Annotated in this window: 25 protein-coding genes; 1 reads left to right on the forward strand and 24 read right to left on the reverse strand. The window is 34.7% G+C overall.

Features of this window, described 5'->3' with window-relative positions; translation table 11 throughout:
• Nucleotides 1-3 precede the first annotated feature (3 nt).
• From O9307_RS11765 to O9307_RS11800, 8 genes are all read right to left on the reverse strand, one after another.
• Nucleotides 4-1,392, reverse strand: coding sequence for a peptidoglycan DD-metalloendopeptidase family protein (locus tag O9307_RS11765; RefSeq protein WP_298299479.1), 1,389 nt, complete (start codon nucleotides 1,390-1,392; stop codon nucleotides 4-6).
• A gap of 106 nt (nucleotides 1,393-1,498) precedes the next feature.
• The gene (locus tag O9307_RS11770; protein ID WP_298299481.1) at nucleotides 1,499-2,722 is read right to left on the reverse strand and encodes a peptidoglycan DD-metalloendopeptidase family protein; all 1,224 of its coding nucleotides are present in this window, start codon (nucleotides 2,720-2,722) and stop codon (nucleotides 1,499-1,501) included.
• Nucleotides 2,723-2,745: 23 nt separating this feature from the next.
• Entirely contained in the window at nucleotides 2,746-3,519 is a 774-nt protein-coding gene (locus tag O9307_RS11775) for a DUF4292 domain-containing protein (RefSeq protein ID WP_298299484.1), read from the reverse strand.
• Entirely contained in the window at nucleotides 3,519-4,868 is a 1,350-nt protein-coding gene (locus O9307_RS11780; RefSeq protein ID WP_298299486.1) for a tetratricopeptide repeat protein, read from the reverse strand. Before O9307_RS11780 ends, O9307_RS11775 begins: the two co-directional genes overlap by 1 nt.
• Before the next feature lie 13 nt (nucleotides 4,869-4,881).
• Nucleotides 4,882-5,898 (reverse strand): sugar phosphate nucleotidyltransferase, encoded by a 1,017-nt coding sequence (locus tag O9307_RS11785; protein ID WP_298299489.1) that lies wholly within the window; start codon nucleotides 5,896-5,898, stop codon nucleotides 4,882-4,884.
• 136 nt (nucleotides 5,899-6,034) lie between these two features.
• Nucleotides 6,035-6,469 (reverse strand): dUTP diphosphatase, encoded by a 435-nt coding sequence (dut, locus tag O9307_RS11790; RefSeq protein WP_298299493.1) that lies wholly within the window; start codon nucleotides 6,467-6,469, stop codon nucleotides 6,035-6,037.
• Nucleotides 6,470-6,584: 115 nt separating this feature from the next.
• Nucleotides 6,585-8,048 (reverse strand): oligosaccharide flippase family protein, encoded by a 1,464-nt coding sequence (locus O9307_RS11795; protein WP_298299495.1) that lies wholly within the window; start codon nucleotides 8,046-8,048, stop codon nucleotides 6,585-6,587.
• Nucleotides 8,049-8,336: 288 nt separating this feature from the next.
• Entirely contained in the window at nucleotides 8,337-8,780 is a 444-nt protein-coding gene (locus O9307_RS11800; protein ID WP_298299498.1) for a GNAT family N-acetyltransferase, read from the reverse strand.
• A 231-nt stretch (nucleotides 8,781-9,011) separates the two neighbouring features.
• Here O9307_RS11800 and O9307_RS11805 point away from each other — a divergent pair, with 231 nt between their 5' ends.
• Nucleotides 9,012-9,281: a hypothetical protein gene (locus tag O9307_RS11805; RefSeq protein ID WP_298299500.1), complete on the forward strand. Its 270-nt coding sequence runs from the start codon at nucleotides 9,012-9,014 to the stop codon at nucleotides 9,279-9,281.
• A gap of 55 nt (nucleotides 9,282-9,336) precedes the next feature.
• Here O9307_RS11805 and atpG read toward each other — a convergent pair whose 3' ends face one another.
• The 16 genes from atpG to O9307_RS11885 all read right to left on the reverse strand — a co-directional run bounded on the left by atpG (nucleotide 9,337) and on the right by O9307_RS11885 (nucleotide 23,773).
• Entirely contained in the window at nucleotides 9,337-10,197 is an 861-nt protein-coding gene (gene atpG, locus O9307_RS11810) for an ATP synthase F1 subunit gamma (RefSeq protein ID WP_298299503.1), read from the reverse strand.
• A 74-nt stretch (nucleotides 10,198-10,271) separates the two neighbouring features.
• Nucleotides 10,272-11,849, reverse strand: a complete 1,578-nt coding sequence (atpA, locus tag O9307_RS11815) for a F0F1 ATP synthase subunit alpha (RefSeq protein ID WP_298299505.1) — start codon at nucleotides 11,847-11,849, stop codon at nucleotides 10,272-10,274.
• A 38-nt stretch (nucleotides 11,850-11,887) separates the two neighbouring features.
• On the reverse strand, nucleotides 11,888-12,421 hold the full coding sequence (gene atpH / locus O9307_RS11820; RefSeq protein ID WP_298299508.1) for an ATP synthase F1 subunit delta: 534 nt from the start codon (nucleotides 12,419-12,421) through the stop codon (nucleotides 11,888-11,890).
• 2 nt (nucleotides 12,422-12,423) lie between these two features.
• Entirely contained in the window at nucleotides 12,424-12,924 is a 501-nt protein-coding gene (locus O9307_RS11825) for a F0F1 ATP synthase subunit B (RefSeq protein WP_298299510.1), read from the reverse strand.
• An 87-nt stretch (nucleotides 12,925-13,011) separates the two neighbouring features.
• Nucleotides 13,012-13,203: an ATP synthase F0 subunit C gene (gene atpE / locus O9307_RS11830; RefSeq protein WP_078212011.1), complete on the reverse strand. Its 192-nt coding sequence runs from the start codon at nucleotides 13,201-13,203 to the stop codon at nucleotides 13,012-13,014.
• A 106-nt stretch (nucleotides 13,204-13,309) separates the two neighbouring features.
• On the reverse strand, nucleotides 13,310-14,461 hold the full coding sequence (gene atpB / locus O9307_RS11835) for a F0F1 ATP synthase subunit A (protein ID WP_298299517.1): 1,152 nt from the start codon (nucleotides 14,459-14,461) through the stop codon (nucleotides 13,310-13,312).
• Between the two features lie 513 nt (nucleotides 14,462-14,974).
• Complete coding sequence (locus tag O9307_RS11840) at nucleotides 14,975-15,202, reverse strand: AtpZ/AtpI family protein (protein ID WP_298299520.1); 228 nt, start codon at nucleotides 15,200-15,202, stop codon at nucleotides 14,975-14,977.
• Nucleotides 15,183-15,575: a polymer-forming cytoskeletal protein gene (locus tag O9307_RS11845; RefSeq protein WP_298299523.1), complete on the reverse strand. Its 393-nt coding sequence runs from the start codon at nucleotides 15,573-15,575 to the stop codon at nucleotides 15,183-15,185. The genes O9307_RS11840 and O9307_RS11845 overlap by 20 nt, the downstream gene beginning before the upstream one ends.
• Nucleotides 15,576-15,578: 3 nt before the next feature.
• Entirely contained in the window at nucleotides 15,579-18,188 is a 2,610-nt protein-coding gene (locus O9307_RS11850; RefSeq protein ID WP_298299526.1) for a gliding motility protein, read from the reverse strand.
• An 86-nt stretch (nucleotides 18,189-18,274) separates the two neighbouring features.
• A complete protein-coding gene (locus tag O9307_RS11855; RefSeq protein WP_298299529.1) occupies nucleotides 18,275-18,970 on the reverse strand; it encodes an ABC transporter ATP-binding protein in 696 nt (231 codons plus the stop codon).
• Nucleotides 18,971-19,063: 93 nt separating this feature from the next.
• A complete protein-coding gene (locus tag O9307_RS11860; RefSeq protein ID WP_298299532.1) occupies nucleotides 19,064-20,521 on the reverse strand; it encodes a DUF5687 family protein in 1,458 nt (485 codons plus the stop codon).
• A gap of 216 nt (nucleotides 20,522-20,737) precedes the next feature.
• Nucleotides 20,738-21,445, reverse strand: coding sequence for a hypothetical protein (locus tag O9307_RS11865; protein ID WP_298299535.1), 708 nt, complete (start codon nucleotides 21,443-21,445; stop codon nucleotides 20,738-20,740).
• 7 nt (nucleotides 21,446-21,452) lie between these two features.
• Nucleotides 21,453-22,115 carry a hypothetical protein gene (locus O9307_RS11870; RefSeq protein ID WP_298299538.1) on the reverse strand — a complete coding sequence of 221 codons (663 nt, stop codon included), beginning with the start codon at nucleotides 22,113-22,115 and terminating at the stop codon, nucleotides 21,453-21,455.
• Nucleotides 22,116-22,122: 7 nt separating this feature from the next.
• A complete protein-coding gene (locus tag O9307_RS11875) occupies nucleotides 22,123-22,791 on the reverse strand; it encodes a hypothetical protein (RefSeq protein WP_298299540.1) in 669 nt (222 codons plus the stop codon).
• Complete coding sequence (locus tag O9307_RS11880) at nucleotides 22,788-23,426, reverse strand: hypothetical protein (protein ID WP_298299543.1); 639 nt, start codon at nucleotides 23,424-23,426, stop codon at nucleotides 22,788-22,790. Before O9307_RS11880 ends, O9307_RS11875 begins: the two co-directional genes overlap by 4 nt.
• A gap of 11 nt (nucleotides 23,427-23,437) precedes the next feature.
• Nucleotides 23,438-23,773, reverse strand: coding sequence for a PadR family transcriptional regulator (locus tag O9307_RS11885; protein WP_064716081.1), 336 nt, complete (start codon nucleotides 23,771-23,773; stop codon nucleotides 23,438-23,440).
• Nucleotides 23,774-23,814 lie beyond the last annotated feature (41 nt).

Below are 23,814 nucleotides of genomic sequence, written 5' to 3' on the forward strand. Positions count from 1 at the left end.
ATATTATTTAGGAGATAACCAAGGTCTTGGATTCACATAAACAACATTCTGACACAAAGTGAATTTTAGAATGGTCTTCCCATCAGAATTGGTGCGTATGGTTCCCAAACTTTGCTTGGTACTCACTTTGTCTCCTTTACTAACATTAATCGTACTTAAGTTTTGATATACTGTAAAATAATCACCATGTTGAATCATAACTGCTTTATTATTTGAAATAGCAATTACCGAGAATACTTCTCCAGCAAAAACAGCTCTCGCATGTGCACCATTATATGTCGAAATTGACAATCCGCTATTTTGGATCGTTAAGGTTTTATATACTGGGTGAGGCTGGGTGCCAAAACCAATAAATACATCTCCACGATCTACTGGCCAGGGCAATCTTCCTTTGTTGGCCTTAAAATTATCTGAAACCAATTTGCTTTCTGAGGTCAGTTCCATTTTGGTTGATGAAACTGGAGCAATAGCAACCACTTTGCTTGGACTATCTTTAACAGGAACCACTATTTCTTTGGTTTTAGTGTCTTTTGTGTTGCCATTTTTAATTTTCTCCGCCAAAGCTTTTTCCTTCGCCAATTTATCGGCTAGTGCCTTCTCTTTGGCAACTTTTTCTTTGAGTGCTTTTTCTTTTGCGGCTCTAGCCAAAGCTGCTTTTCTATTGGCCTCGGCTATAGCTTTTCGAATTAATCGATCTATTTCTCTGTCGATATTTCGAGCTTCTTGCTGCTTCTTTTTGATATCAGCCGCAATCTTCTTTTTGTCTTTTTGAAGTAAACTCACAATTTTCTGTTGTTCATTCTTGGCTTCTTCTAATGATTTTTTTTCTTTTTCATTCTCGGCAATAAGACGCTCTTTCTGAATTTTTTGAGATTTTAATTGTTCATAATACCCCATTAATTCTTTGGATTTCAGTTGTATTTCTTGCCCTTGTACTTTTCGAAAATTGGCATATTGTTTCATGTATTGCAACCGTTTATAGGCCTGCAAAAAACTAGAAGACGATAAAACAAACATAGCTCTACTCTCCTCTGAACGACTCTTATACGATTTGAGAATCATTTCTGCATAATCTGTCTTTAGTAAACTCAGTTCATTGTCCAAACGATCAATTTTTAACTCACTGATCTGCATGTCATTGCTTAACAAATGGGTTTGTTTTTCCGTGGTTTGAATTAAAGTTTCTTTGAGTTTTATTTTTTGCGTTTGCAAATCCATAACTTCTACTGCCGTTTTTTCTTTCTTTTTAACAGTCAATAGTTTTTTTTCATTAGCAATAATTTCTTTTTGAATCTTAGCTTTTCGGAGTTCTAGATTTTCTTGCTGGGATTTTTGGGCAAATATAAAAGTGGTAAAACCAAATAATACTATACTAAAAAGAGACTTAGGCATGAAGCTTTATTTTTTTGCAAAAATAGTTATTTCTAAAGTAGCAATTAAAAAAAGCACTATCTAATCTTAAGAGAAAATAGTGCATTTAGTATAACTTAAAAAATGATTACATATTGTACAACCAACTCGCAGGATTATTATACGTAGCATTTTGAGAGATCGTAAATTTAAGTACGGTTTTCCCTTCGCTATTGGTTCTAATTTTACCTAGATTTTGTTTAATTCCTACTTTATCTCCTTTAGAAACCGATACAGAACTCAAGTTTTGATAAACCGTAAAACAATCTCCATGCTGAATCATTACCGCTTTATTTACAGGAGAAAGTACCATAATATTCGTTACTTCTCCAGCAAAGACTGAACGTGCATAAGATCCAGCATCTGTAGTAATTTCTACTCCACTATTGTTGATTACAAGAGTTGGGTACACAGGATGTGGCTGTTTACCATACCCTAAGGAGACAAATCCTTTTTCTACTGGCCAAGGCAATTTGCCTTTATTGGCTCTAAAATTATCGGCCAAAATTTTAGCCTCAGCTGTTAATGCAATTCTTGAGGACGAGCCACCTGTTGCTGTTCCGTCTTTGGCTGCTTTTCTATTAGCCTCGGCAATGGCTTCTCTAATCAAACGATCAATCTGACGATCGATGGCTTTGGTTTCGGATTGTTTTTTACGAATCGCAGCCATGATTTTGTTTTTGTCTTTCTTGATGGCATTAACCAAACGTAATTGTTCTTTCTTCTGTTTTTCTAATGCTAAGCGCTCTTTTTCTCTTTCGGCAATAATCTTTTGCTTTTCCTTTTTCTGAACTGCTAAACGGCCGTTGTAGTCTTGTAGTTCGAGTGATTTGGATTTGATTTCTTCTCCTTGCATTTTTCGAAAACTCGAATACTGCTTCATATATTGCGCACGCTTGTAGGCTTGCAAGAAATTTTCAGAGGACAACAAAAACATTGCTCTACTCTCTTCGGATCTGCTTTTATAGGATTTGACAATCATTCGAGCATAATCTTCTTTGAGTATTTCTAATTCTTTTTTAAGTTTATTGATCTTAACTTGGTTAATGTACATGTCATTACCTAAGACCTTGGCTTGCTTTTCAGTGGTTTTGATTAACTTTTCTTGTAATTTGATTTTGTTGGCTTGCAAGATGACAACTGTTACTGCCGATTTTTCTTTTTTCTTAACAGACCGCAATTGACTTTCATTTTCTCTAATTTCTTGAAGAATCTGTGCTTTGCGTTGTTCTAACTTTTCTTGCTGCGATTCCTGTCCCCAAACCAATGAAGTCAAACACAAGAAAAATATACTTAGGAGAAATTTTGGCATGTCAAAAATGTTTTGATTCAAATTTACTTAATTAAAATTCTTTTATACCCACTTGGGACACTATATGGAAAAGAAAGTGCTTCGTTTACAGTTATGGTGTTATAATTGAGTTTAATTTCGGTTTTCCCTTTGGGTTGAAGGGCTACTATTTGAACATTAGAAGGCAAGGCTACATTTGTATGCTGTTCAAAATTACCATAAGCAACTTCTATACTTCTCCCCTCTTTGGCTTGCGCAATTTCTTGCTTTTGAAGAACGAATTGTATGGCATCAATAAAAAAAGATTTTTGGGTATTCTCATTAGACAAATCTTCTAATTTATACTTTTGATTTGCCTCAAGCGTTTCTTTATATTTGCCTTTCGTCAAATCGTCTATGGCCTGTCCTACTAACAAATTTTGAATTTTCGAATAATCCAAATCGGTTCCCAGCCATTGGCTTAACCCTTTAAAATCACCTTCAAAATAACTTCCATTAATTTTTTCGTAATAGTTTACTCCAGACGGCGTAATTAAGGCTTTTGCCATAGTAATTCCCAAAAAACGAACACTCACTAATATTTGTTCATCTTTTTTTATCTTAATCTCAGCCGTAACATTTTGTGACATCTTTTCATCAGCATAATTTGCGCTTGATTTGATGTACAAGGTCGAAAAATCATTTTTATTTTGGTATAATTTTTCGATAACAGAACTGTTGGTGTTCTTAATTTCTTTGGGCGCACTCACTACCAATCCCGATTTAGATTTACATGAAATCAGTGCGATGAGTACAAAAAACAATCCGTATTTCTTCATTATTTCTTTTCTTTTACTAATTGATTGGCTTTGGAAAAAAAGAAGTCTTTTTTAGCCATATCTCCAAGTCCGTTGAATGTTTCGCCTAATTGAATATAAAAATTAGCTTCTAAAACTGGATTCTCAATCACATAATCTATTCCAGTTTCTAAAACATCTTTTGCTTTTTTAAATTGTTTTAATTGGTTGTATCCCAAACCAGCATAATAATAAAAATGAGGTTGCGATGGATAACGCTCTAACAAGGATTGTGCCTTTTTGGACAATACCTCAAATTGTTTCATTTCGGTGTAAGATTGTAGCAACAAGATAGGCGTTTCTAGTGGCAAATTAGGATCTGCGACTAATGCCTTTTCATAATATTTTGCGGCTTTTTCCCATTGTTTTTTGTTGTAATAAAAATTACCGACTTCTTTGGCAACAGGAACCGTTGGATCAGCCTCCAACGTTGCAATAGCTTTTTCTAAGTCAGCATCGTATTGTGGATTTTTTCCAGCGAAGAGTAAAAACTCATTCAGTACCCGATGCTTAATTTTAGTATCGATTTTTTTACTCGACAACACTACATTCATGGATTGAACCGCTTTCGGTCCGTCATTTTTTTCGATATGAAATTTAAACAAACTTACTTGCGCCCACTCCGAAGTTGGAATTTCTCGTTCTAACTTCTTGGCTACTTCAAGCATTTTCTCAACTTCATTATTTTTGGAGTAGCGATAAATCAAATCGATATAATTGGATTCTTCCTTTGGAAATTTCTCAATTTGTCCAATCAAATTGTCAATCTCAGTATTTTGATATTTTCCTTGCGATAAAATTCGGACTTTATATCCTTCTCGCTGATCCGTTTTTCCAACGGTTTCATTCAATTGGTGGATTAATGCCAAAGCTTTGTCGTATTGGGTAGTCGCCATATACAAAGTCACCAAATCTTCTTTGAACTTTGGATCCAAAACAATGAGTTGGTTTAAAACTATAATTCCGTTAGTATAGTTTTTTGTGGCATACGTCACGTCGTACATTCCTACCCAAAACCATTTATTTTTTGGGTCGATGGCAGTTGCTTTTTCAAAAGAAGCATAGGCTCTATCATAATTTTTTAACGCTAAATAATTTTTGCCCAATTCATAATGTACTGCGGCATCATCGGGTTGTGATTTCAAACATTTTTCAAGAGCTACGATGGCTTTATCATAATTCTCAATTCCTTTTTGCAACAAAGCTTCATAGAACGCGTCTTGGTACTCGTTATTGACCATAGCAATCTCTTCTGGTTCAGTTTGTGCCTGAACCCAAGTAGGAATTGCAAAGAATACCAAAACCAAGAATACTACAATTCGACGATTCATTTTTGTTGTTTTTTTATTCTAAAACCGAATAATCTCCAATACTAATGCTGGTAAAATTTCCATCAAAGGTAACGTGATTTCCAATCATTGCATTATCTAAAGTTGCATTTTGGATGTGTGCATGCGTTTGAATCAAACTGTTTTTGATGGTAGAGTTACTTATATGACAGCCTTTTCCTAGCGATACATTAGGTCCAATCGTTACGTTTGACAAAACAACATTCTCCCCTACAAAACAAGGAGGAATAATAGTAGCATTCTCTACTTTTACTGAAGGATCAATCAAATTAACACCATCTTGATGCAAAAATCCAAGCATACGTCCGTTAGTCTCTACAGTAACGTTTTTGTTTCCGCAATCCATCCATTCGTCTACGCTGCCAGTTTTGAATACTTTCCCCTTGGCCATCATTCCTTTGATCCCATCATTGATTTGATATTCACCACCATTTTGGATGTTGTTATCCAATACGTTTTGTAATTCTTGTTTTAAAATTCCAACTTCTTTGAAATAATAAATTCCGATAACTGCAAGATCACTAACGAACTCTTTTGGCTTTTCGACCAATTCAATAATCTCCTGTTGCTCATTAAGTTTAACTACTCCATAGGCTTCTGGTTGATCAACTTGTTTTACCCAAATTACAGCATCAGCCTCAGGATCCAAATCAAAATCAGCACGAATCAAAGTGTCTGCGTAAGCAATCACAGCTGGGCCGGATAGCGATTCTTTGGCACACATGATGGCGTGGCCAGTTCCCAGCGGTAAATCCTGACGATAGATGGAAGCTTTGGCACCTAATCCTTGTGCTAATTCTTGTAAACTCGACACGACATCATCTCCAAAAAAAGCTTCGTCTCCTAAAATAAAAGCAATTTCTTCTATCGGTTGTTTTAAAATTTTGGCAATATCTTCTACTAATCGATGAACGATTGGTTTGCCTGCAACAGGGATTAATGGTTTTGGAACAATTAAAGAGTGTGGTCGTAAACGAGACCCACGCCCGGCCATTGGTACTATTATTTTCATTATAAATTTGTATTAAGATTTTAGAATTAAGTATTAAGATAAAACAAAATACTCTTCTGATTATTATATACCAACTTTTGTTCAAACACTGTCTTTGAAGACTGCGAACTGAACACTAAAAGCTGAACACTGTTTACTATTTTACTCCTGTGCTACCAAAGCCTCCAGCGCCTCTAGATGTCTCTGATAATTCATTGACTACAACCCACTCGGCGCGTTCGTGTTTGGCGATTACCAATTGAGCAATACGTTCTCCGTTTTGGATTACGAAAGTCTCATTGGATAAATTTACTAAAATCACACCAATTTCCCCTCTATAATCAGCATCAATTGTTCCTGGGGCATTGAGAACGGTGATTCCGTTTTTGGCCGCCAAGCCACTACGAGGTCTTACTTGTGCTTCGTAACCTATGGGTAATTCAATAAACAATCCTGTTTTTACGATAGCTCTTTCTAAAGGTAGCAAGGTAATGGGTTCGGTTATATTCGCACGCAAATCCATTCCCGCCGAAGCGATGGTTTCGTAATGAGGCAATTCGTGTGCGGATGTATTGATGATGTTGATGTTCATTTTTTAAATCTAAAAGTCTTGATTACTACTTGGCCCTAGCCCTGATGGAAGCGGCATCCTGTGGTCCTGGGGTTCAGGACCACAGATATAGCGTACAGCAGGAAATAGCTCCTTCTTATTTTTTTCGTTTAATAATATTTAAAATTGTGGTTTTCTCATTGTGATAAATGAAATAAAGAAACGCCAGCAATAACGGGATTCCTACGAAATAATTCTCTCTAAATCCATAAAAAGAAATCACCGAAAACAAAATTGAAATACCCAAATAAGCTCCAATTTTTTCCATATCATAAGGAATAGGATAGTATTTATTGCCTAAAATATAGGAAATTAACATCATGCTTCCGTATGCTGAAATCGTAGCAATGGCCGAGCCATAATAGCTGTATTTTGGAATTAAAATATAGTTTAAAATCAGTGTTAAAATGGCGCCAACAATAGAAATGTAGGCTCCAATAATCGTTTTATCTGTTAACTTATACCAAACCGAAAGATTGTTGTAAATCCCCAAAAAGAAGTTGGCCAAGATAATCAACGGAACCACTTTCATTGCCTCCCAATACGATTCGTCCTTTAGTAATAAAAGTTTTAAAATATCTGCAAAAACTATAACTCCCAAAAGAATCAACGAACCAAAAATGACAAAATACTTGGTAATCATCGCATAGGTTTGTGGGGCATTCTCGTTACTAGCATGGCTAAAGAAAAACGGCTCAATACCCAGTCGGAACGCGGTAGCAAAAAGCACCATAAAAAGCCCTAATTTATAACACGCAGAATACACACCTACTTCGGATTTGGCAATGTTAGCAGGCAATAAATTTTCCAATAAAATTTTATCGAAATGTTCATTTACGGCAAAAGCAATGCCTGCAATTAAAATAGGCAAACCATAACGCATCATTTTTTTCCAAAGTGCAACATCAAAATTGCGTTTCAAGGATACATAATTAGGTGAAAGTACCACAAAAGTGAGTAAACTCGCCAACAAATTAGAAACGAAAATATATCCAATTTCGAAATTATCGATATACATATTCCCTAAAAAAGAGTCGGGACTATCGGCATAAATTTTAGGTAAAACCAATAAAAAATACAGGTTGAGTGCCAAGTTTACGACTACATTCCCTATTTTGATAATAGCATACATCATTGGGCGTTTGTTAGCCCTTAATTTTGAAAAAGGGATAATCACCAAGGCATCTAAAACCAAAATCCAAATGGTAAAAGTAATGTACTGCACATCTACATGCGCCCAGGAAGCTAAGGTGTTTCTAAAAATTAAGGCGCCAAACAAAAACAAAATGGAAGACCAAAAAATAGAAATGGTACTGGTAGCAATGACGTTTTCTTTATCGGTTTCGGAACTGTAGAAACGGAAAAAAGCGGTTTCCATACCGTAGGATAAAATTACGTTGAAAAAAACCATCCAAGAGAGAACGATAGAAACTTCGCCATACTCTGCTGTTGGTAAAATTCCGGTGTACAAGCGCACCAATAAAAAACTGAGCATACGAGGCAAAACGGTTGCTAGTCCGTATATCGCAGTTTGTTTGAATAGACTTTTATATAATCCCAAAGTAGTTTGGTTTTGATTTGACTTAAGAAAACAAAAATAGCGAATTCAAGGTTGACTTAATAAAAAAATTTAACCGCATAGATTACGGTTTTATTTAAACATTGAAGCCATTGAAGTCTTTTTGGGATAGCAACTGTTATTTGAACCATATAAGGGCATTTAAGGTCATATAAAAATACTAGCCGTTTGCTTTGGTGTTAAATTTAACCACAAAGAGCACAAAGACTTACACAAGGTTCACAAAGAAAAAACTTAAATGACCTTATATGCCTTAAATGGTTTAAAATTTTACGAAAGCCCCTCTTCGTTGATGATTTTCAAAAAATGAAAGCCTTTGGGCACGTACCCTTGGTTGTAATAAAAACGATGCGCATTGAAGTTTCCTGTAAATGCATCCAAAACTATCATAGTGCAGTTCGTAGCTTTGGCTTTAGCATCAATATAATCGGTCATCATTTTTCCAATACCTTTGGCACGATGGTCGGGATGCACTACAAAATTATCGATTTCGATATACTTCCCAGACCATAATTTATACCCTTGCCAAAAACCCGTAATACCTAAACAAACTTCGCCTTCAAAAACAGCAAGCTGTTTATAGTTATGCGGAATCATTTCGGTAAGATAACTATCGTATTTTTCAATAGTAAAAGTGGGGTACAAGTGACGCATCATGTCAATACGAGCAAGCATCTCTTCTTTAGTGTGCAATTCTCTAATTTTGATTTCCATAGGTAATTTTAAAAATGTAAAATTAGAGAAAAAGAGATGAGTTGGAAAGATTTGGGAGGAGGAATTTTTGGAAATCAATAAAACATTAAAGTAGTTCATTCTACAATATGTTTGCAAGCTATTTGAATAACATCAAAACTATTTTAAATCTAATTCTTACGGTTTTTAACTAAAAAATGCCATTGGCACAATTTTAGTTACAGTACAGACAAACAAACCCAAAATTAAACCATGAATAAAAAATTACTTTCTTTACTACTATTTTCTATACTTTCTACTTTAGCTTATTCACAAAAAAAAGGAAAAATGGCCTTACCCATCATAGAAGAAGAAATAGCAACTTCTCTATGGGAAAATAAAAAAACAAAGTCTTATTCTTGGTTAGTCATTTATAATCAGAAAAAAATAGATTCTATTTTAGCAGTAAAAAGCTTGGTTACGACAAATGAAAAACCAAAGCAAAAACAACAAGTATTAAAGTGGAATCATAAGAAATATTAAAAACAAAAAGAGCCAACATAAGTTAGCTCTTTTTGTTTTTTCAATAATGAAATTTCTATCCATTCAAAGCTTCTGCTCCACCTACGATCTCTAAAATCTCGCTAGTAATGGCAGCTTGACGGGCTTTGTTATACGTTAACTTCAATTGGTCACGTAATTCTGTAGCATTATCAGTTGCTTTGTGCATTGCGGTCATACGAGCGCCATGTTCTGAAGCGAATGAATCTCTAATTCCTTTATATAATTGCGTTTTCAATGATTTAGGAATCAAAGTCAACACGATTTCTTCTTTTGAAGGCTCAAAAATATAATCTCCTGGAGTAACCGCTTTATCAGCTTTAATTGGTGCTAAAGGCAAAAATTGTTCCGTTTGAACAATTTGAGTAGCAGCGTTTTTAAATTGGTTGTAAACCAATTCAATTCTGTCATAATTACCTCCAATAAATTGTTGTGTTAAATTATCAGCAATTGTAGCAACGTTCTCAAAACTTAAGGCATCAAAAACTTTACTCTCGTTACCAACTACTGCAAAACTTTTACCCAAAACATCATTTCCTTTTTTACCAATAGCAAAAACATCCACTTGTTTTCCTGCATAATAGTCTGCACGTACTTTAACTTCCTTGATTACGTTAGAATTAAAAGCACCACACAAACCACGGTTAGAAGTAATAGCTACCAATAACACTTTTTTGATTTCTCTTTGTGTAGTATACTCACCTCCTACATCACCGTCTAAGGTAGCAGAAAGGTTTTGTAGTAATTCCGTTTGTTTTTCAGCATAAGGACGCATCGCAGTGATGGCATCTTGTGCTTTTTTCAACTTTGCAGCAGAAACCATTTTCATCGCCGATGTAATTTGCATCGTAGATGAGATGGAAACAATTCTATTACGGATTTCCTTTAAATTAGCCATTTTTTTTGAGTATTAAGATTTAAGTATTAAGTATCAAGAGATCTTAATTCTTGATACTCAATACTTAATACTTTTTAATTATATTTTGCTGAAATTTCTTTTGCTGCAGCTTCGATTACATCTGTAATTTCGTCTGTCAATTTTCCTGCTTTCAAAGCATCCAAAGTTGCTCTGTTTTTGTTGTTCATATATTCTAAGAAATCTTTTTCGAATTCTTTTACTTTATCAACAGGAACATTTCTCAACAAGTTTTTAGAACCTGCGTAGATAATTGCTACTTGGTCTTCAACAGTATAAGGGTCGTTCAAACCTTGTTTCAAGATTTCAACGTTTCTTTTTCCTTTTTCAATTACGTTTAAAGTAACAGCATCCAAATCAGAACCGAATTTAGCAAACGCTTCCAATTCGCGGAATTGGGCTTGGTCTAATTTCAAAGTACCTGCTACTTTTTTCATTGATTTAATTTGAGCGTTACCACCCACACGAGATACAGAAATACCTACGTTAATCGCTGGACGAACCCCAGAGTTGAACAAATCTCCATCCAAGAAAATTTGACCATCTGTAATCGAAATTACGTTTGTTGGGATATACGCAGATACGTCACCCGCTTGTGTTTCGATAATTGGTAAAGCTGTTAATGAACCACCACCTTTAACGATTCCTTTTAAAGAATCTGGTAAGTCATTCATGTTTTTAGCGATAGAGTCATCAGCAATTACTTTACAAGCTCTTTCTAATAAACGAGAGTGTAAGTAGAATACGTCACCAGGGTAAGCCTCACGTCCTGGAGGTCTTCTTAACAAAAGAGATACCTCACGGTAAGCTACCGCTTGTTTAGATAAGTCATCATAAACAATTAAAGCTGGACGACCTGAATCTCTAAAGTATTCACCAATTGCAGCACCTGCGAAAGGGGCATAAACTTGCATTGGCGCTGGGTCAGAAGCATTAGCTGCAACAATCACTGTATAAGCCATTGCTCCTTTTTCTTCTAACATTTTTGCAATTCCAGCAACAGTAGAAGCTTTTTGACCAATAGCTACATAGATACAGAATACAGGTTGACCTGCATCGTAAAATTCCTTTTGATTTAAGATAGTATCAATACAAACTGTTGATTTACCAGTTTGACGGTCACCAATAACTAACTCACGTTGTCCACGTCCTACAGGAATCATAGCATCAACTGCTTTTACACCTGTTTGTAATGGTTCAGTTACTGGCTGACGGAAGATAACTCCAGGAGCTTTTCTTTCTAATGGCATTTCGTATAATTCACCTGTAATTGGTCCTTTACCATCAATTGGCTGACCTAAAGTGTTTACTACACGTCCTACCATTCCTTCTCCTGTTTTAAGAGAAGCAATACGTTGTGTTCTTTTGGCAGTAGAACCTTCTTTGATTCCAGTTGATGGTCCTAAAAGTACCACCCCTACGTTGTCTTCTTCTAGGTTCAAAACGATTGCTTCTAACCCATTTTCAAATTCAACTAACTCACCATATTGAACATTAGATAGCCCGTAAACACGAGCAATACCATCTCCAACATTAAGTACTGTTCCTACTTCTTCTAGTGTAGCACCAGATTCAAAACTTTCAACTTGCTTCTTTAATATTGCTGAAATTTCAGCAGGTTTGATTTCCGCCATCTTACTTTATAATTTAGACACTTAAATGTGTGATAAAACTAGTTACTTAATTCTCTTTTTAAAACTTGCAATTTGTTAGCAACAGAAGCATTGTATTGCTTGTCACCTATTCTTAAAACAAAACCTCCAATAATAGAAGGATCTATTGTATTTTCAATTTGAATTTTTTTATCTGAAAGGGTTGCAATTTTAGCCAATACTTTAGCTTCTAAAGCAGCATCCATAGCGATAGCAGTTGTTACATTCGCAACTTCTACCCCATTCATACTATCAAATAATTTATTGTATTCTGAAGTAATACCTTCTAGAATTTCGAACCTTTTATTTTCAAATAATAGATGAAACAAACTTTTAGTAACACCATTAACAGAACTAAAAACTTCTAAAAGCGCTTGCTCTTTAACCTCAACTTTTAAAGTTGGGTTTTGAATGAAAGTGCTTAATTCCAAATTAGAAGCAATAGTATCACCTATCAACTTCATATCATTGTTTACTGCTTCAGCTACTTGCTTTGCATTGGCAATGTCTAGAATTGCTTTCGAATATCGAATTGCTGCTCTTGTACCTGCCATAATTAGTTCAATTTAACGTCTCCTAACATTTTCTCAACCAATTTAGTTTGAGCTTCTTTGTTAGATAATTCGTCTTTTAATACTTTTTCTGCAATACTCAATGACAAAGTAGAAACTTGTAATTTCAACTCATTCATAGCTGCATTTTTTTCACTTTCGATTGCCGCTTTTGCTTGCTCAATCATTTTTTGACCTTGAGCTTGAGCTTCATTTTTGGCATCAGCAACGATTTTTTCTTTCATTTCACGAGCTTCTTTAAGCATACTGTCACGCTCTACTCTCGCTTCTTGTAAAATACGTTGGTTGTCTGCTTGCAAATCTTGCATTTCTTTTTTTGCATTTTCTGCAGATTCTAAAGCATTTTTGATTCCTTCTTCTCTTTCGTTTACCGCATCAAGAATTGGTTTCCAAGCAAATTTTTTCAACAAAAGGATTAATCCAACAAAAATTACTATTTGCCAAATAAACAAACCAAACGAAAAATCATTTATTAACTTATCCATTTTTATCTCTATTATTTAATTTTAATGTTTTAATTTTAAAACAATAGTCACAACCAACCGTTGTAACTATTGCTTTTTAGTCTTTAATTAAGATGCGAATAACGCAGCGAAACCAATACCTTCAATAAGTGCAGCTGCAATAAGCATAGCTGTTTGGATTTTTCCAGAAGCTTCTGGTTGACGAGCAATAGCGTCCATTGCTGAACCACCAATTTTACCAATACCTAAACCTGCTCCGATTACAATTAATCCTGCTCCTACAATAGTTGGAATTTGCATAATATATATATATTAAAAATTAAACATTCAATTTTAAGTTCATAGTTTATGGTTAATTGTTTATTGTTTGGAAACAACAAACACTAAACGATAAACAAAGAACATTTTAGTGGTGTGCTTCTTCGTGGTGGTGTTCTTCGTTACCAGCTCCAAAATAAAGAGCAGACAACATAGTGAAGATATACGCTTGAAGAAACGCTACTAATATTTCTAGAATAGAAAGTGCAAATGCCAATCCGAATGACAAAGTGCTTCCAATCCAGCTTTTGAAAATAAACATCAACCCAATGATACTCATCAATACTACGTGACCTGCTAAAATGTTAGCATACAAACGTATCATCAATGAAAATGGTTTAATGATTGTTCCTAATAATTCGATAGGCGCTAAGATAAATTTCATTGGGGTAGGTACTCCTGGCATCCAGAAAATATGTGCCCAATAATTTTTGTTAGCGGTAAATGTTGTAATTAAATACGTCAAGATAGCTAATGAAAAAGTAATTGCAATATTACCTGTTACATTGAATCCAAACGGAGTTAATCCTAAAATGTTCAAGAAAAAGATGAAGAAGAAAATAGTCAATAAATAACTCATATACTTTTTATACCCTTTCTCTCCAATGTTCGGGATAGCAATCTCGTCTCTTACATAGATTACTAATGGTTCAAAGAAACGACCTGCTCCTTTTGCAATTCCTCCATTTTTAGCATACGATTTTGCTAAACTTGAGAACAATACCAACATCAAAATAGCTACAAATAAAATACCAACTACACTTTTAGTAATTGACAAATCTAATGGCTGAACATTTGTTGGATGACCGTGCGCTTCAGTAAGTGTACCTTTAGCATCGGTTTTATAAATTTTTTCGTGGTGTAATTTGTAGAAGTTTCCGTTGTGCTCTGCAACATCTGCTACAGGACCGTGGTGAAATGCAGCTGAAGAAAATACTTGCAAACCATTATCCCAAAGAATAATTGGTAATGAGAAACCGTAGTGTTCTCCTGTTTCTTTATTAGCATTAAAATTAAAAGAATGTGAATCTAATAAGTGGTGATTGATGAATTCTTTGATTTCGGTTTTGACATCTTTTGGTTCAGCCTGAGCTCCTTCATGCGCTACAGCTCCTTCATGACCCTCTGCTACTACTTCTACTTTAGTACTATCAACAACAGGGTTTGCTGTAGATAGTAAAGGAAGAAATGCTACTAAAATTGCTACTAAAAATCGAAGTGGTTTGTTTGAAATCACCATAACAGTTAATTATCTTAATTTATTACGTTTCTGAAATTTGGTGCAAAGGTACATTTTTTATTAATATGCAAAAGAATATAAAAAATAATTTTTTGCGGATTTGGCTTTTTCAATACCCTATTTTTGTTTTTCATTTACTAAGTGAATAGTGAACAGTGTTTCTAGTAATAAAAAGAGAATAAAAAGTGCAAAAAAGTTAATTTTCTCAACGGAATTTTGAAGAGTTGCTACTTTTAATATAGGACGTAAAATTAGGTAACAAAAGACCATTTTTATACTCGTTACCAACAGAAAACTCATTCCTACATTATCTAAACTTTTCCTCTTAACCAATAACAAAACAAAAACCACTAGTAGTGTAAACAAAGTAAACCAAGCATAAAGTTCTGGCAAGGAATAGATAAAGTTTTGTGTGTTAATTTTTAATACAAAAAACAAACCTTGATGAACTGCAAAGGCAATTAGTATTGCTAACAAAAGGGGAATGATTTTTTTAAAAAAAGAGGTATTCATTTATTGATTTTTATTGATTTCATTTACTTGTCGGTACACATTGTACATTGCTAAGAAAACTCCAACAATTACAAAAATTTTGACGTAATACACTTTTGGACTCGGATGATTTTCATCTAACCAATGCCCTAAGTAAGCAAATAAAAAAATCAATATTCCCATTTGAATAGGGATATTGATTAAAGTTAACCATTTATTGGGTTTTCGTTTATTTGGATTGGGTTCCATCAGGATGGTTAATTTCAGGATTTTTCATAACACAGGTTGCCGTAAAAAGAGCGCCTGGTTCTATAGCTAACTTTCCAACACATACATCGCCTTCAACTGTAGCTGTCGCTTTTATATTCAGTAATTCATGCGCCGTTATTTTCCCGTTAAAAATACCTTCGATGTCGACATTTTTACAAACAATTTCACCAATTACTTTTCCAGAAGGGCCAATCACTAATTTGCCATTGGAAGTAAAATTCCCAATCAATTCTCCATCTAATCTAAAATCAGCATGAGAAAAAACATCTCCTTTAATTTGAGTAGCTTCTACAATTCTATTGGTTTTACCTAATAAATCGGTGTAGGGTGGTTTGTTTTTTTTGTCGAACATCACTTAGGGCGTTTTTGTGGTTAAATAGGCGTCTAAATTCTTTTTCATTTGGACGATCTTGTAATTCTCATCAGTAATTGGAATGGCTATTTTTTTTACGGCAGGCAAGCCTTTTTTATTAAAGATAACCGATACATCATTAGCATACACTTCTGATCTAAATCCGTGTACGCATAAAATACGTTCGCTATCGGTATAATTATCACAAGTATAATATAGGTTTTCCAAGTTTTCTTTAGCCATAAATTCTAAAACTTGCTTTTCGATGGCTCGTTCTTGCTTATAATCTTCGATAGGAATTCTAAAGATAATCTTCCACTTTTTAGTATCTACCGTACTAAAAGCCATTCGTTCCAAAATGGGAATTTGTGTGGTGATAATCTCTTCTGCTTTTTTTCCTTCTTCGGTATTTGCATAGGTATCGGCTACATATTGCATGGCTTCTTTGTAGGCGGACAACCCTTTTGTTTTAGCCAAAGCATTCGCCTTGAGTAACTCAAACTTGGCCACAATTTCTTCTCCTGTCAACTGAGCAATCATCGTATTACAACGCGCAATTACCGACGTAAATTTTTCATTCTTAAACCATTCGTAACACTCTTTATATTTATTCTCTGGAGAATCTTTGTCTTTCGAGCCATCAAAAGTAGGATTCATTATTATTCTAGCATATCTGGAATCCGGGAACTGGGTACTGATAGCGTTTTTAACCGATGCAGCTTTTTCTTTATTGGTGATTTCATAAATCTTATACAAATTGTACTGAGTAGGTGGAATCAATTTTACATCAGGATGAAAGCTGAGTAATTGTTCCAACTTAGTACTGGCCAAGTCGTATTCTTTGAATTTTTCTTTGTAAACCACACCTAATTGATAATATCCCGTATTTCTTTCTTTAGTAATACTGTCAATCGCCGAAGCTTGAGTAGGTAATTGCTTTAGATAAAACGGTACTGTATAACGAGGATCTTCAACTGTTTTCTCAGCGGCTGCACTATCATCATTTATTGTATCGTTTGAGGTTTCATTGTCTCCTTTTTTTACATTCGAGAACAACCAATTTTCAACCAAAGCGCGATTTCCATACGCTTTTCTAAATTCTAATTTCCCGAAGGCCACCGTTTTTGGATTGTAAAAATAAAAGGTATTTGCCGATTCTGCTTGTTGATTATCACTCGGAGGCAAAAATGCTTTTGTAGTTACCAAACCTGGACCCGATGGCACTGCACCTGGATCAGAACCTGTCAAATTGCTTTCGATGTTGGCTAATTTTTGTTTTTGTTTTTCCTCCAAGACTCGTTTTATAGAATCTTGCTTTTTAATGGCAACGATATGTTTTTCATAATAGGCGTTGCGCTCTGAAGGAGACAGCGCGACTACTTTTAAAATACTATCGTTTCTTTTGGTACTAGTTTCTAATAAAATCGCTTGGTCTAAATCTTTACGCTTTTTTTGAATTTTATAAAACTCTCTTGTTTTTGGATTGAGTTTTACTAACGTACTATCATAATATTTGGCCGCCAAAGGATAATTGGTGGCTTTGAAATAAATAGTTCCAATGTTTCTATAATTGGACGCTACTAAATAAGGGTCTTTGGGTTGAGCTTTTAATGAAGTTTTATAGAAAATGGTAGCCGAATCTGGTTTATTATAATGGTCATAAAACAACGCCATATTGTGGTAAATCAAATCTAAAAAAATACGATTTTCACGATCCTTAATTAGTTCTTTATAAATGGCAACAAAAGCGTCGGGATTGCCTGTCTTGTAATCAAATAGTTGCGCTTTTCTGGCATAAGACTGAATAATGTACTCTCTCTTGGCACTGCGATTCATAGCTATTACTGCATCATAACAAAAAAGCGCACTGTCTTTTTTTCCTAATTCTTGATACAATTGCCCCAAAATAAAACGATAACGGGCTTTTTCTTCGTTACTTTTAGTAAAATCTACCGCTATTTTAAGTTTGGCGACCGCGCTATCTTTTTGTTCTAAATTCAAAAATGCCTCAGCCAAAAGTGCATTGGCATCCGCAAAAGGTTGGTCTTTGAACTCCTTGTCTTTAAGTAATTTATTGATGTTTTTTAACACTAATGCATCATTGCCCAAACGCATATTGGCTTTTTCGCGCCAAACTTTGGCTTCGTATATTTTATCACTTTCTGGATATTTGTATAAAATATAATTGAAAGCATCTAAAGCTGGCACAAAACGCTGATCGTAATACCTTGCTTTTCCTAGCAAAAGATAGGCTTCGTCCATTTGATAATTGACCTCGCGCCCACCAATATTCATCGAGTGCTTTTGAATGGCTTTGGTGGCTTTGGTTTCTGCCAATTCAAAGTCGGCATTTTTGGTTTTATCGTCAGGAGCGACACTTTCTGAAAATTGCATTCTTTCAATTGGCAACAACTCCCAAAAATTATCTTTATCACCTGTTACCAGCCCATTTACCCCTTTGTCTAAGCCTATTTGTCCGTTGTACAAAATATTATACCGCGTACTCAACGCATGCGAATTTCTGGCCAAAAAAGTATTCTTCTTGGTAGAGCAAGCTATCAAGAAAACGAAAAAAAGTAGAGCATAAAAGGGCTTATAACTGGTAGTCTTCAATAGGAAACGTTTTATCTTTTAACTTGAAAAACATTATTTTAGTATAATGACTGGTAAAAATACGTTTCTTTTTGAAATATTCGAATTTAAACCGCAAAAAACGCTTCTAACTCAGCCAAAGTCTCTGTCGATGTTTGAATATCTTTGACAACTTCTCCTTTGTTCAAAGCGACAATTCGGTTACAAACCTCCACAGTATGCAACAAATCGTGGCTAGAAACTAAAACAGTTACTTCAGGATTTTGAGCCAATTCTTTGATAATTTTTTTCAATCGGTTTACGGTCGTTGGGTCTAAGTTGGCAAAAGGTTCATCTAAAATAACGACTTCGGGATTGCCTATTAAAGTTGCAATGATCCCAACTTTCTTTTGGTTTCCTTTAGACAAATCTCTAAGGTATTTTTTGTTTTTCAAGATTTCGCCATTGAAAAACTCTTCGTGCTTGGCTAATAAGGCATCTATATCGGCTTTGTTTTGTCCGCGTAAATCGCCAATAAAATAAAAGTATTCTTCGGGTGTTAAATACCCAATCAAAAAGCTTTCGTCCAAAAAAGAACCTGTAAAAGGTTTCCAACTTTCGCTAGTATTTACTTGAACACCATTGTTGATAACAGCACCAGTTGTTGGGTGAATTAAATCTAGTACTAGGCTGAAAAAAGTAGTTTTTCCAGCGCCATTATTTCCGACCAAACCAAAACTTTCTCCTTTTGGAATTTCTAATTGGTCTATTTTTAAAACGGTAGTTCCGTTGTATGATTTTGAAAGTTTTTGTACTTGTATCATATATGCCCCCTAACCCCCAAAAGGGGAACAGCTGGGGTAAGCTGGGTTTTAATTGTTAATTATTTTTAAACTCCCCCTTCGGGGGTTGGGGGGCTATTTTTGTTTGTAAGCCGCAATGGTTTTGTATTTTTCTCTTTTGTAAATTTTTTCAATTTGAAGGAACACCCAGTTTCTCATAGCAAAACCAATGACTCCAGCAAGGGCTACTGCGGCCAAACCGAATGCTTGTCCGCCAAAATATTTCCCCAAGGCATACAAAAGCAAAGGCAAAACTAATTTTGGAATAGAGAGCAACATGGTGTTTATGTTGAATGCTTTTTTGTCGCCAAAGGCGCCTTGACTTTGTGCCAAATCGATAGGCGTTTTGGTAAAAGCCCCTCCCAAAAGTACCAAATGAGAATTGATTCCGATGTTGTAAATCGCACCAGCTACAATGGTCAAATATATTTGCCATCCAAAGTAAAGATAGAAACTAGCCAAAATCGTAGACGCAAAAGTGGCAATAACAATTAACCACCATTTGGAATTCAAATAACCACGATACGGAATATTTTGCGTCATCATTAATTGATAATACGAGCTATCCCAACTGGGTACAAATTGCCCAAAGGTGAATAAAAAGCCACCCGAAACAAAAATTCCTGCAAAAATGTGCATTACTTCAGGCTGTGTAGGATTGCCAAAGAAAATCAATCCATAAAACAAAAAGAGTACACTCATAAGGACCGTTGTTTTGGAACGTTTGTTTCTTTTGATCAATTTAATATCATTCTTCAAGAACGTTCCCAAAGTACCAAATTGATTCAACCAAGTAAGGTCTTCGGTTTTGGCGATTTCCCCTTTTACGGCCAAACCTGCGTCGAGGTATAATTCGTTTTTGAAATAGATAAAGGTGAAGTAATACAACACTCCTAAAATTAGTAATGGTACAAGAAATATTCCCATTGAATGAAATAAAGCCTCGAAAAATGGAGCGCTATATACCGTTACATCAAAATATCCGTAATATTGTAATCCACCAAGTGCCGCAACTATGGCTAGAAAAACACCAAATAATTGATCTTTATTACTCAATATAATATTCAAAAAATTATTGATGTACACCAAGGCAAAAATGCCCAAATGCCAAAACACTACCGACGCCACATCATACCCTTCATAGATCAAAACGATACTTAAAGGAATAAAAAGAAAAGCGTGTAAAATATTGAAAAAAGATAAGACAGTCTTTCCTAAAGAAAAATGCACAATCGTAGGTCTCTTAATCGGTAACACCAGCAAAGGACGAATGTTGAGCACCGGGATTTTTTGAAGTAGTAATCGAAAGGCCAAATCAAACAGAAAATAGTAGACCAAAAATTTATTGATGGTTACTAATGGGTCTAAATGCATTTCTTTAAGACCGTAAAAGCCGCCAATGCCTAGTGCCAAAAACAATAAAGTAAAATAAGCAATCAAAAAGCCCATTAAAATTCGCATCGCCAAGCTCGTTCCAAAGGAAGCTGAACGCAAAAAGGCTTTCCACTCGAGGTAAATAAAACGTAAAAACATAGTTATTTGGGTTTAGTTGAAGAGTAAGTAAACAAAAGATGTAAAACGTTACAAGGTTTCACAATCGATCATGTAACTTTTAATAAATTAAAATTTATTTATTTTTTGAACCATTAAGCTAATAAGGTTCATAAAGTCTAAGAAAACTTATTTTTTCTTCATTTCTTAATGGTGAAAAATTTTGGTTCTTTTTTTAAACATTCATGGCAATAGCCTTCAAAAATTAGCCAAAGAATATTCTGGATAGGTCTGTAAAAGGTATTTTTTAGACTTTGAAGGAATTTCAAAAAAGATAACGTACATCAAAATAGTCATCAGTACCAAAAAGAAACTGGCGAAACCCATAACATAGGTATTGCTTATATAATGTTCCGCCCGATTAAAGAGTTGTAAAAAGATATTTAGCGGCAAAACAATTGCGCCCGCAAAACCCCCGTATTGGTTTAAAATATCTTCAAACAACCATCGTTTTTCTTGATTATGAATTTGTTTTTTTCGTTTCAACCGATTCGAGATCATACCATACAAAGCAAATATTACCAATAAACCATAGAAAAGCAACATCCAATCGCCGTTGTACTGACTCTCGCGAAACAATAAAAACAGTAAGCCAGTGGCGCCAATTGTTCCCATAATTTTGGGTAGCGTAAAAAAAGTCTTCACTATCGACCAAACGATCTGATTGTATTTCTTTTGCAAAAATCGTTGTTTGCCTTCAACGACATCCATAAAGCCAAAAACGCCAAATTTTTTGAATTCGTTTTGTAAGGCTTGATCAAATGAAAGTTTTGGGTTTTCTTGCCATTGTTCCTCAATTGCATTCGCCAAATGATCCACCAATTCAGTTTGGAGATCATACCATTCTACATAATGTTGGCGTGTGAACCTATATAATTGGTCGATTTGTTCGGTGGTTAGTTTCATAATAAATTTAGGAAAGTTGGTATTGCTTTTTGATGGTTTTTAAGATAGTTGTTTGAATATGAATTCCCGTGATACAAAACAAAAAAAGCAGTACCCAAAGACCAATAAAAGGAATTACTAATTTGGAGTTGTAGATAATCTCGTCCTTTATGACATTAGCCAAACTAATACCCAAAAGAGGTCCTGTTGAAACCAAACTCGAAGAAATCTCCACACCTAAAAAACGTTTTCCATCCATTTTACGATTCTTAAACCAAGAATAAAACGTTGCTAAAGTGAAAATAAACAAGCCTCCAAAAAGTCCCGAAACGTATTTAGCAGGATTTTCGAAATAAAAAGAAACTTGATACGCTACAACTCCTAATAAAATACTTGCAATAATTTTGGGAAATCTTAAAAACTCACCTACCATTTTTCGTTGTTGCCTGTTGTATTCTTTATGCAAAATCGTTTTTCGCTCTGCCACTATTGTTTTAAAATAGCCGCTACCAAAACGCTGTTCTGCTTGGTACTTGACCTGATGAAAAGTCAATTCGGGGTCTTGCTCCCAAATTTCTTCCATTATAGCAACCATGTGGTCGGTTAGTTCCACTTGAATTTCGTACCATTTAATATCAAAGGATTGAATGTAATTCTCGATGTAATTAATTTGTTCGGTGGTGAGTATCATAGTAAATTTAGGAAAGTTGGTATTGCTTTTTGATGGTATTAATAATATTGTTTTGCAAATGAACAGCAGTAATACAAAACAAAAATCCTAAGACCCAAAAACAGATGAATGGCAGTAGAAATAAATGATTCTGTTGTAATTCCTCCTTAAAGTTGATTGCAATATTTAATCCTAGTTCTGGAAAAGTAAGTGATCCTAAATAGAAAACAGAAAACTCTACTGCTAAAAAACGCTTTCCATCTATTTTTCGATTCTTAAACCAAGAATAAGACATCGGTACTGCAGACAAGAATAACAACCCAAAAAGTCCCGAAACGTATTTAGCAGGACTTTCAAAATAAAAAGAAACTTGATACGCTACAACTCCTAAAAGTATACTTGTTATGATTTTGGGAAATCTTAGAAACTCGACTACCCTTTTACGTTGTTGCCTGTTGTATTCTTTATGCAAAATCGTTTTTCGCTCTGCCACTATTGTTTTAAAATAGCCGCTACCAAAACGCTGTTCTGCTTGGTGTTTGACCTGATGAAAAGTCAATTCGGGGTCTTGCTCCCAGATTTCTTCCATAATAGCAACCATGTGGTCGGTTAATTCCACTTGAATTTCGAACCATTTAATATCAAAGGATTGAATGTAATTCTCGATGTAGTTAATTTGTTCGGCGGTTAGTTTCATGCTTTTGTCAATTTTTTTATAAAACTAGTGTGCAATCTATAATTTTGAAAAGCTATAGTGGCTTGAAATAAAATTAATAGTGTATAAAAAAGCTTTAATTCTATCACCTCTTGATCTAGCACTATATTGAAAAACATTATAAGAATAATAACTGGAGCAGATTGATTGACCAAAAAACGATAACTCGTCGATTTGGAATGAATGTTTATCTTAATCAATAAAAAATAAAAAACCATACTTAATAGAATAGTCAATGTCGTAAACAGTCCATCAAATGGGGCTAGAATTAGACGACCATAATCCTTATAATAAACCATTGGAATACAAAAAAGAACCCCAAAACAAAATAGAAACAAAGTATATTTTTTCACCCTTGCTACCAAACGGTCTAGTACAATTTTAGGAAATGAATAAACTACACCAATTAAAAAACTAGAACTTGAGCGGAATCTAGGTTTCCAATGGGTTGTAATTATGGTGAAGGCTTCTTCAAAAGAGCTATTTTGGTCACTTATTAACGCTTCAATCTGCGAAGCAATGTGATCCAGTAATTCTAACTTAATGTCAAGGTATTTAACATCATTTCTTTCTAGAAAAGTGTCTATTTGGTTGATTTGTTCGGTGGTTAGATTCATGATTTAAAAAGTTAAATGGCTAATTTTGGGTTCACTAAACTTTGCATGTTTCGGATAAAATCCTCCAACTCCGCCAATCGATTAACGGTTTCTGTCGTTCCTTTTTCGGTGAGTTTATAATACTTTCTCAAGCGGTTGTCTACTCGTTCTATTTCTACATCAAGCAATCCTTCGGCTTCCAATTTGTGCAACGCTGGGTACAAGGCACCTTCTGTAATGGTCAATTCTCCTTGGGTTAACGCCTTCACTTTCTGGGTAATTTCGTATCCATACATTTTGCCATTTTCTTCCAACAACTTCATAATAATAGTGTTGAGACTGCCTTTGTATAACTGCGAGTTTTTCATGTTTTGAAGAATTAGAAAATCTATTTTAAATTCCAAATATA

It is taken from the genome of Flavobacterium sp. (assembly GCF_027531905.1).
Taxonomy (GTDB): Bacteria; Bacteroidota; Bacteroidia; order Flavobacteriales; family Flavobacteriaceae; genus Flavobacterium.

Excerpts from the sequence above, each read along its gene's own strand:
- atpH (WP_298299508.1), bottom strand. The coding sequence starts at position 12,421 with ATGGCAGGTACAAGAGCAGCAATTCGATATTCGAAAGCAATTCTAGAC.
- O9307_RS11880 (WP_298299543.1), bottom strand. The coding sequence starts at position 23,426 with ATGAATCTAACCACCGAACAAATCAACCAAATAGACACTTTTCTAGAA.
- O9307_RS11845 (WP_298299523.1), bottom strand. The coding sequence starts at position 15,575 with ATGTTCGACAAAAAAAACAAACCACCCTACACCGATTTATTAGGTAAA.
- atpE (WP_078212011.1), bottom strand. The coding sequence starts at position 13,203 with ATGCAAATTCCAACTATTGTAGGAGCAGGATTAATTGTAATCGGAGCA.
- O9307_RS11785 (WP_298299489.1), bottom strand. The coding sequence starts at position 5,898 with ATGAAAATAATAGTACCAATGGCCGGGCGTGGGTCTCGTTTACGACCA.
- O9307_RS11800 (WP_298299498.1), bottom strand. The coding sequence starts at position 8,780 with ATGGAAATCAAAATTAGAGAATTGCACACTAAAGAAGAGATGCTTGCT.
- O9307_RS11865 (WP_298299535.1), bottom strand. The coding sequence starts at position 21,445 with ATGAAACTAACCACCGAACAAATCGACCAATTATATAGGTTCACACGC.
- dut (WP_298299493.1), bottom strand. The coding sequence starts at position 6,469 with ATGAACATCAACATCATCAATACATCCGCACACGAATTGCCTCATTAC.
- O9307_RS11765 (WP_298299479.1), bottom strand. The coding sequence starts at position 1,392 with ATGCCTAAGTCTCTTTTTAGTATAGTATTATTTGGTTTTACCACTTTT.
- O9307_RS11770 (WP_298299481.1), bottom strand. The coding sequence starts at position 2,722 with ATGCCAAAATTTCTCCTAAGTATATTTTTCTTGTGTTTGACTTCATTG.
- O9307_RS11885 (WP_064716081.1), bottom strand. The coding sequence starts at position 23,773 with ATGAAAAACTCGCAGTTATACAAAGGCAGTCTCAACACTATTATTATG.
- atpB (WP_298299517.1), bottom strand. The coding sequence starts at position 14,461 with ATGGTGATTTCAAACAAACCACTTCGATTTTTAGTAGCAATTTTAGTA.
- O9307_RS11855 (WP_298299529.1), bottom strand. The coding sequence starts at position 18,970 with ATGATACAAGTACAAAAACTTTCAAAATCATACAACGGAACTACCGTT.
- O9307_RS11860 (WP_298299532.1), bottom strand. The coding sequence starts at position 20,521 with ATGTTTTTACGTTTTATTTACCTCGAGTGGAAAGCCTTTTTGCGTTCA.
- O9307_RS11870 (WP_298299538.1), bottom strand. The coding sequence starts at position 22,115 with ATGATACTCACCACCGAACAAATTAATTACATCGAGAATTACATTCAA.
- O9307_RS11875 (WP_298299540.1), bottom strand. The coding sequence starts at position 22,791 with ATGAAACTAACCGCCGAACAAATTAACTACATCGAGAATTACATTCAA.
- atpA (WP_298299505.1), bottom strand. The coding sequence starts at position 11,849 with ATGGCGGAAATCAAACCTGCTGAAATTTCAGCAATATTAAAGAAGCAA.
- O9307_RS11840 (WP_298299520.1), bottom strand. The coding sequence starts at position 15,202 with ATGGAACCCAATCCAAATAAACGAAAACCCAATAAATGGTTAACTTTA.
- O9307_RS11775 (WP_298299484.1), bottom strand. The coding sequence starts at position 3,519 with ATGAAGAAATACGGATTGTTTTTTGTACTCATCGCACTGATTTCATGT.
- O9307_RS11805 (WP_298299500.1), top strand. The coding sequence starts at position 9,012 with ATGAATAAAAAATTACTTTCTTTACTACTATTTTCTATACTTTCTACT.
- O9307_RS11825 (WP_298299510.1), bottom strand. The coding sequence starts at position 12,924 with ATGGATAAGTTAATAAATGATTTTTCGTTTGGTTTGTTTATTTGGCAA.
- O9307_RS11780 (WP_298299486.1), bottom strand. The coding sequence starts at position 4,868 with ATGAATCGTCGAATTGTAGTATTCTTGGTTTTGGTATTCTTTGCAATT.
- atpG (WP_298299503.1), bottom strand. The coding sequence starts at position 10,197 with ATGGCTAATTTAAAGGAAATCCGTAATAGAATTGTTTCCATCTCATCT.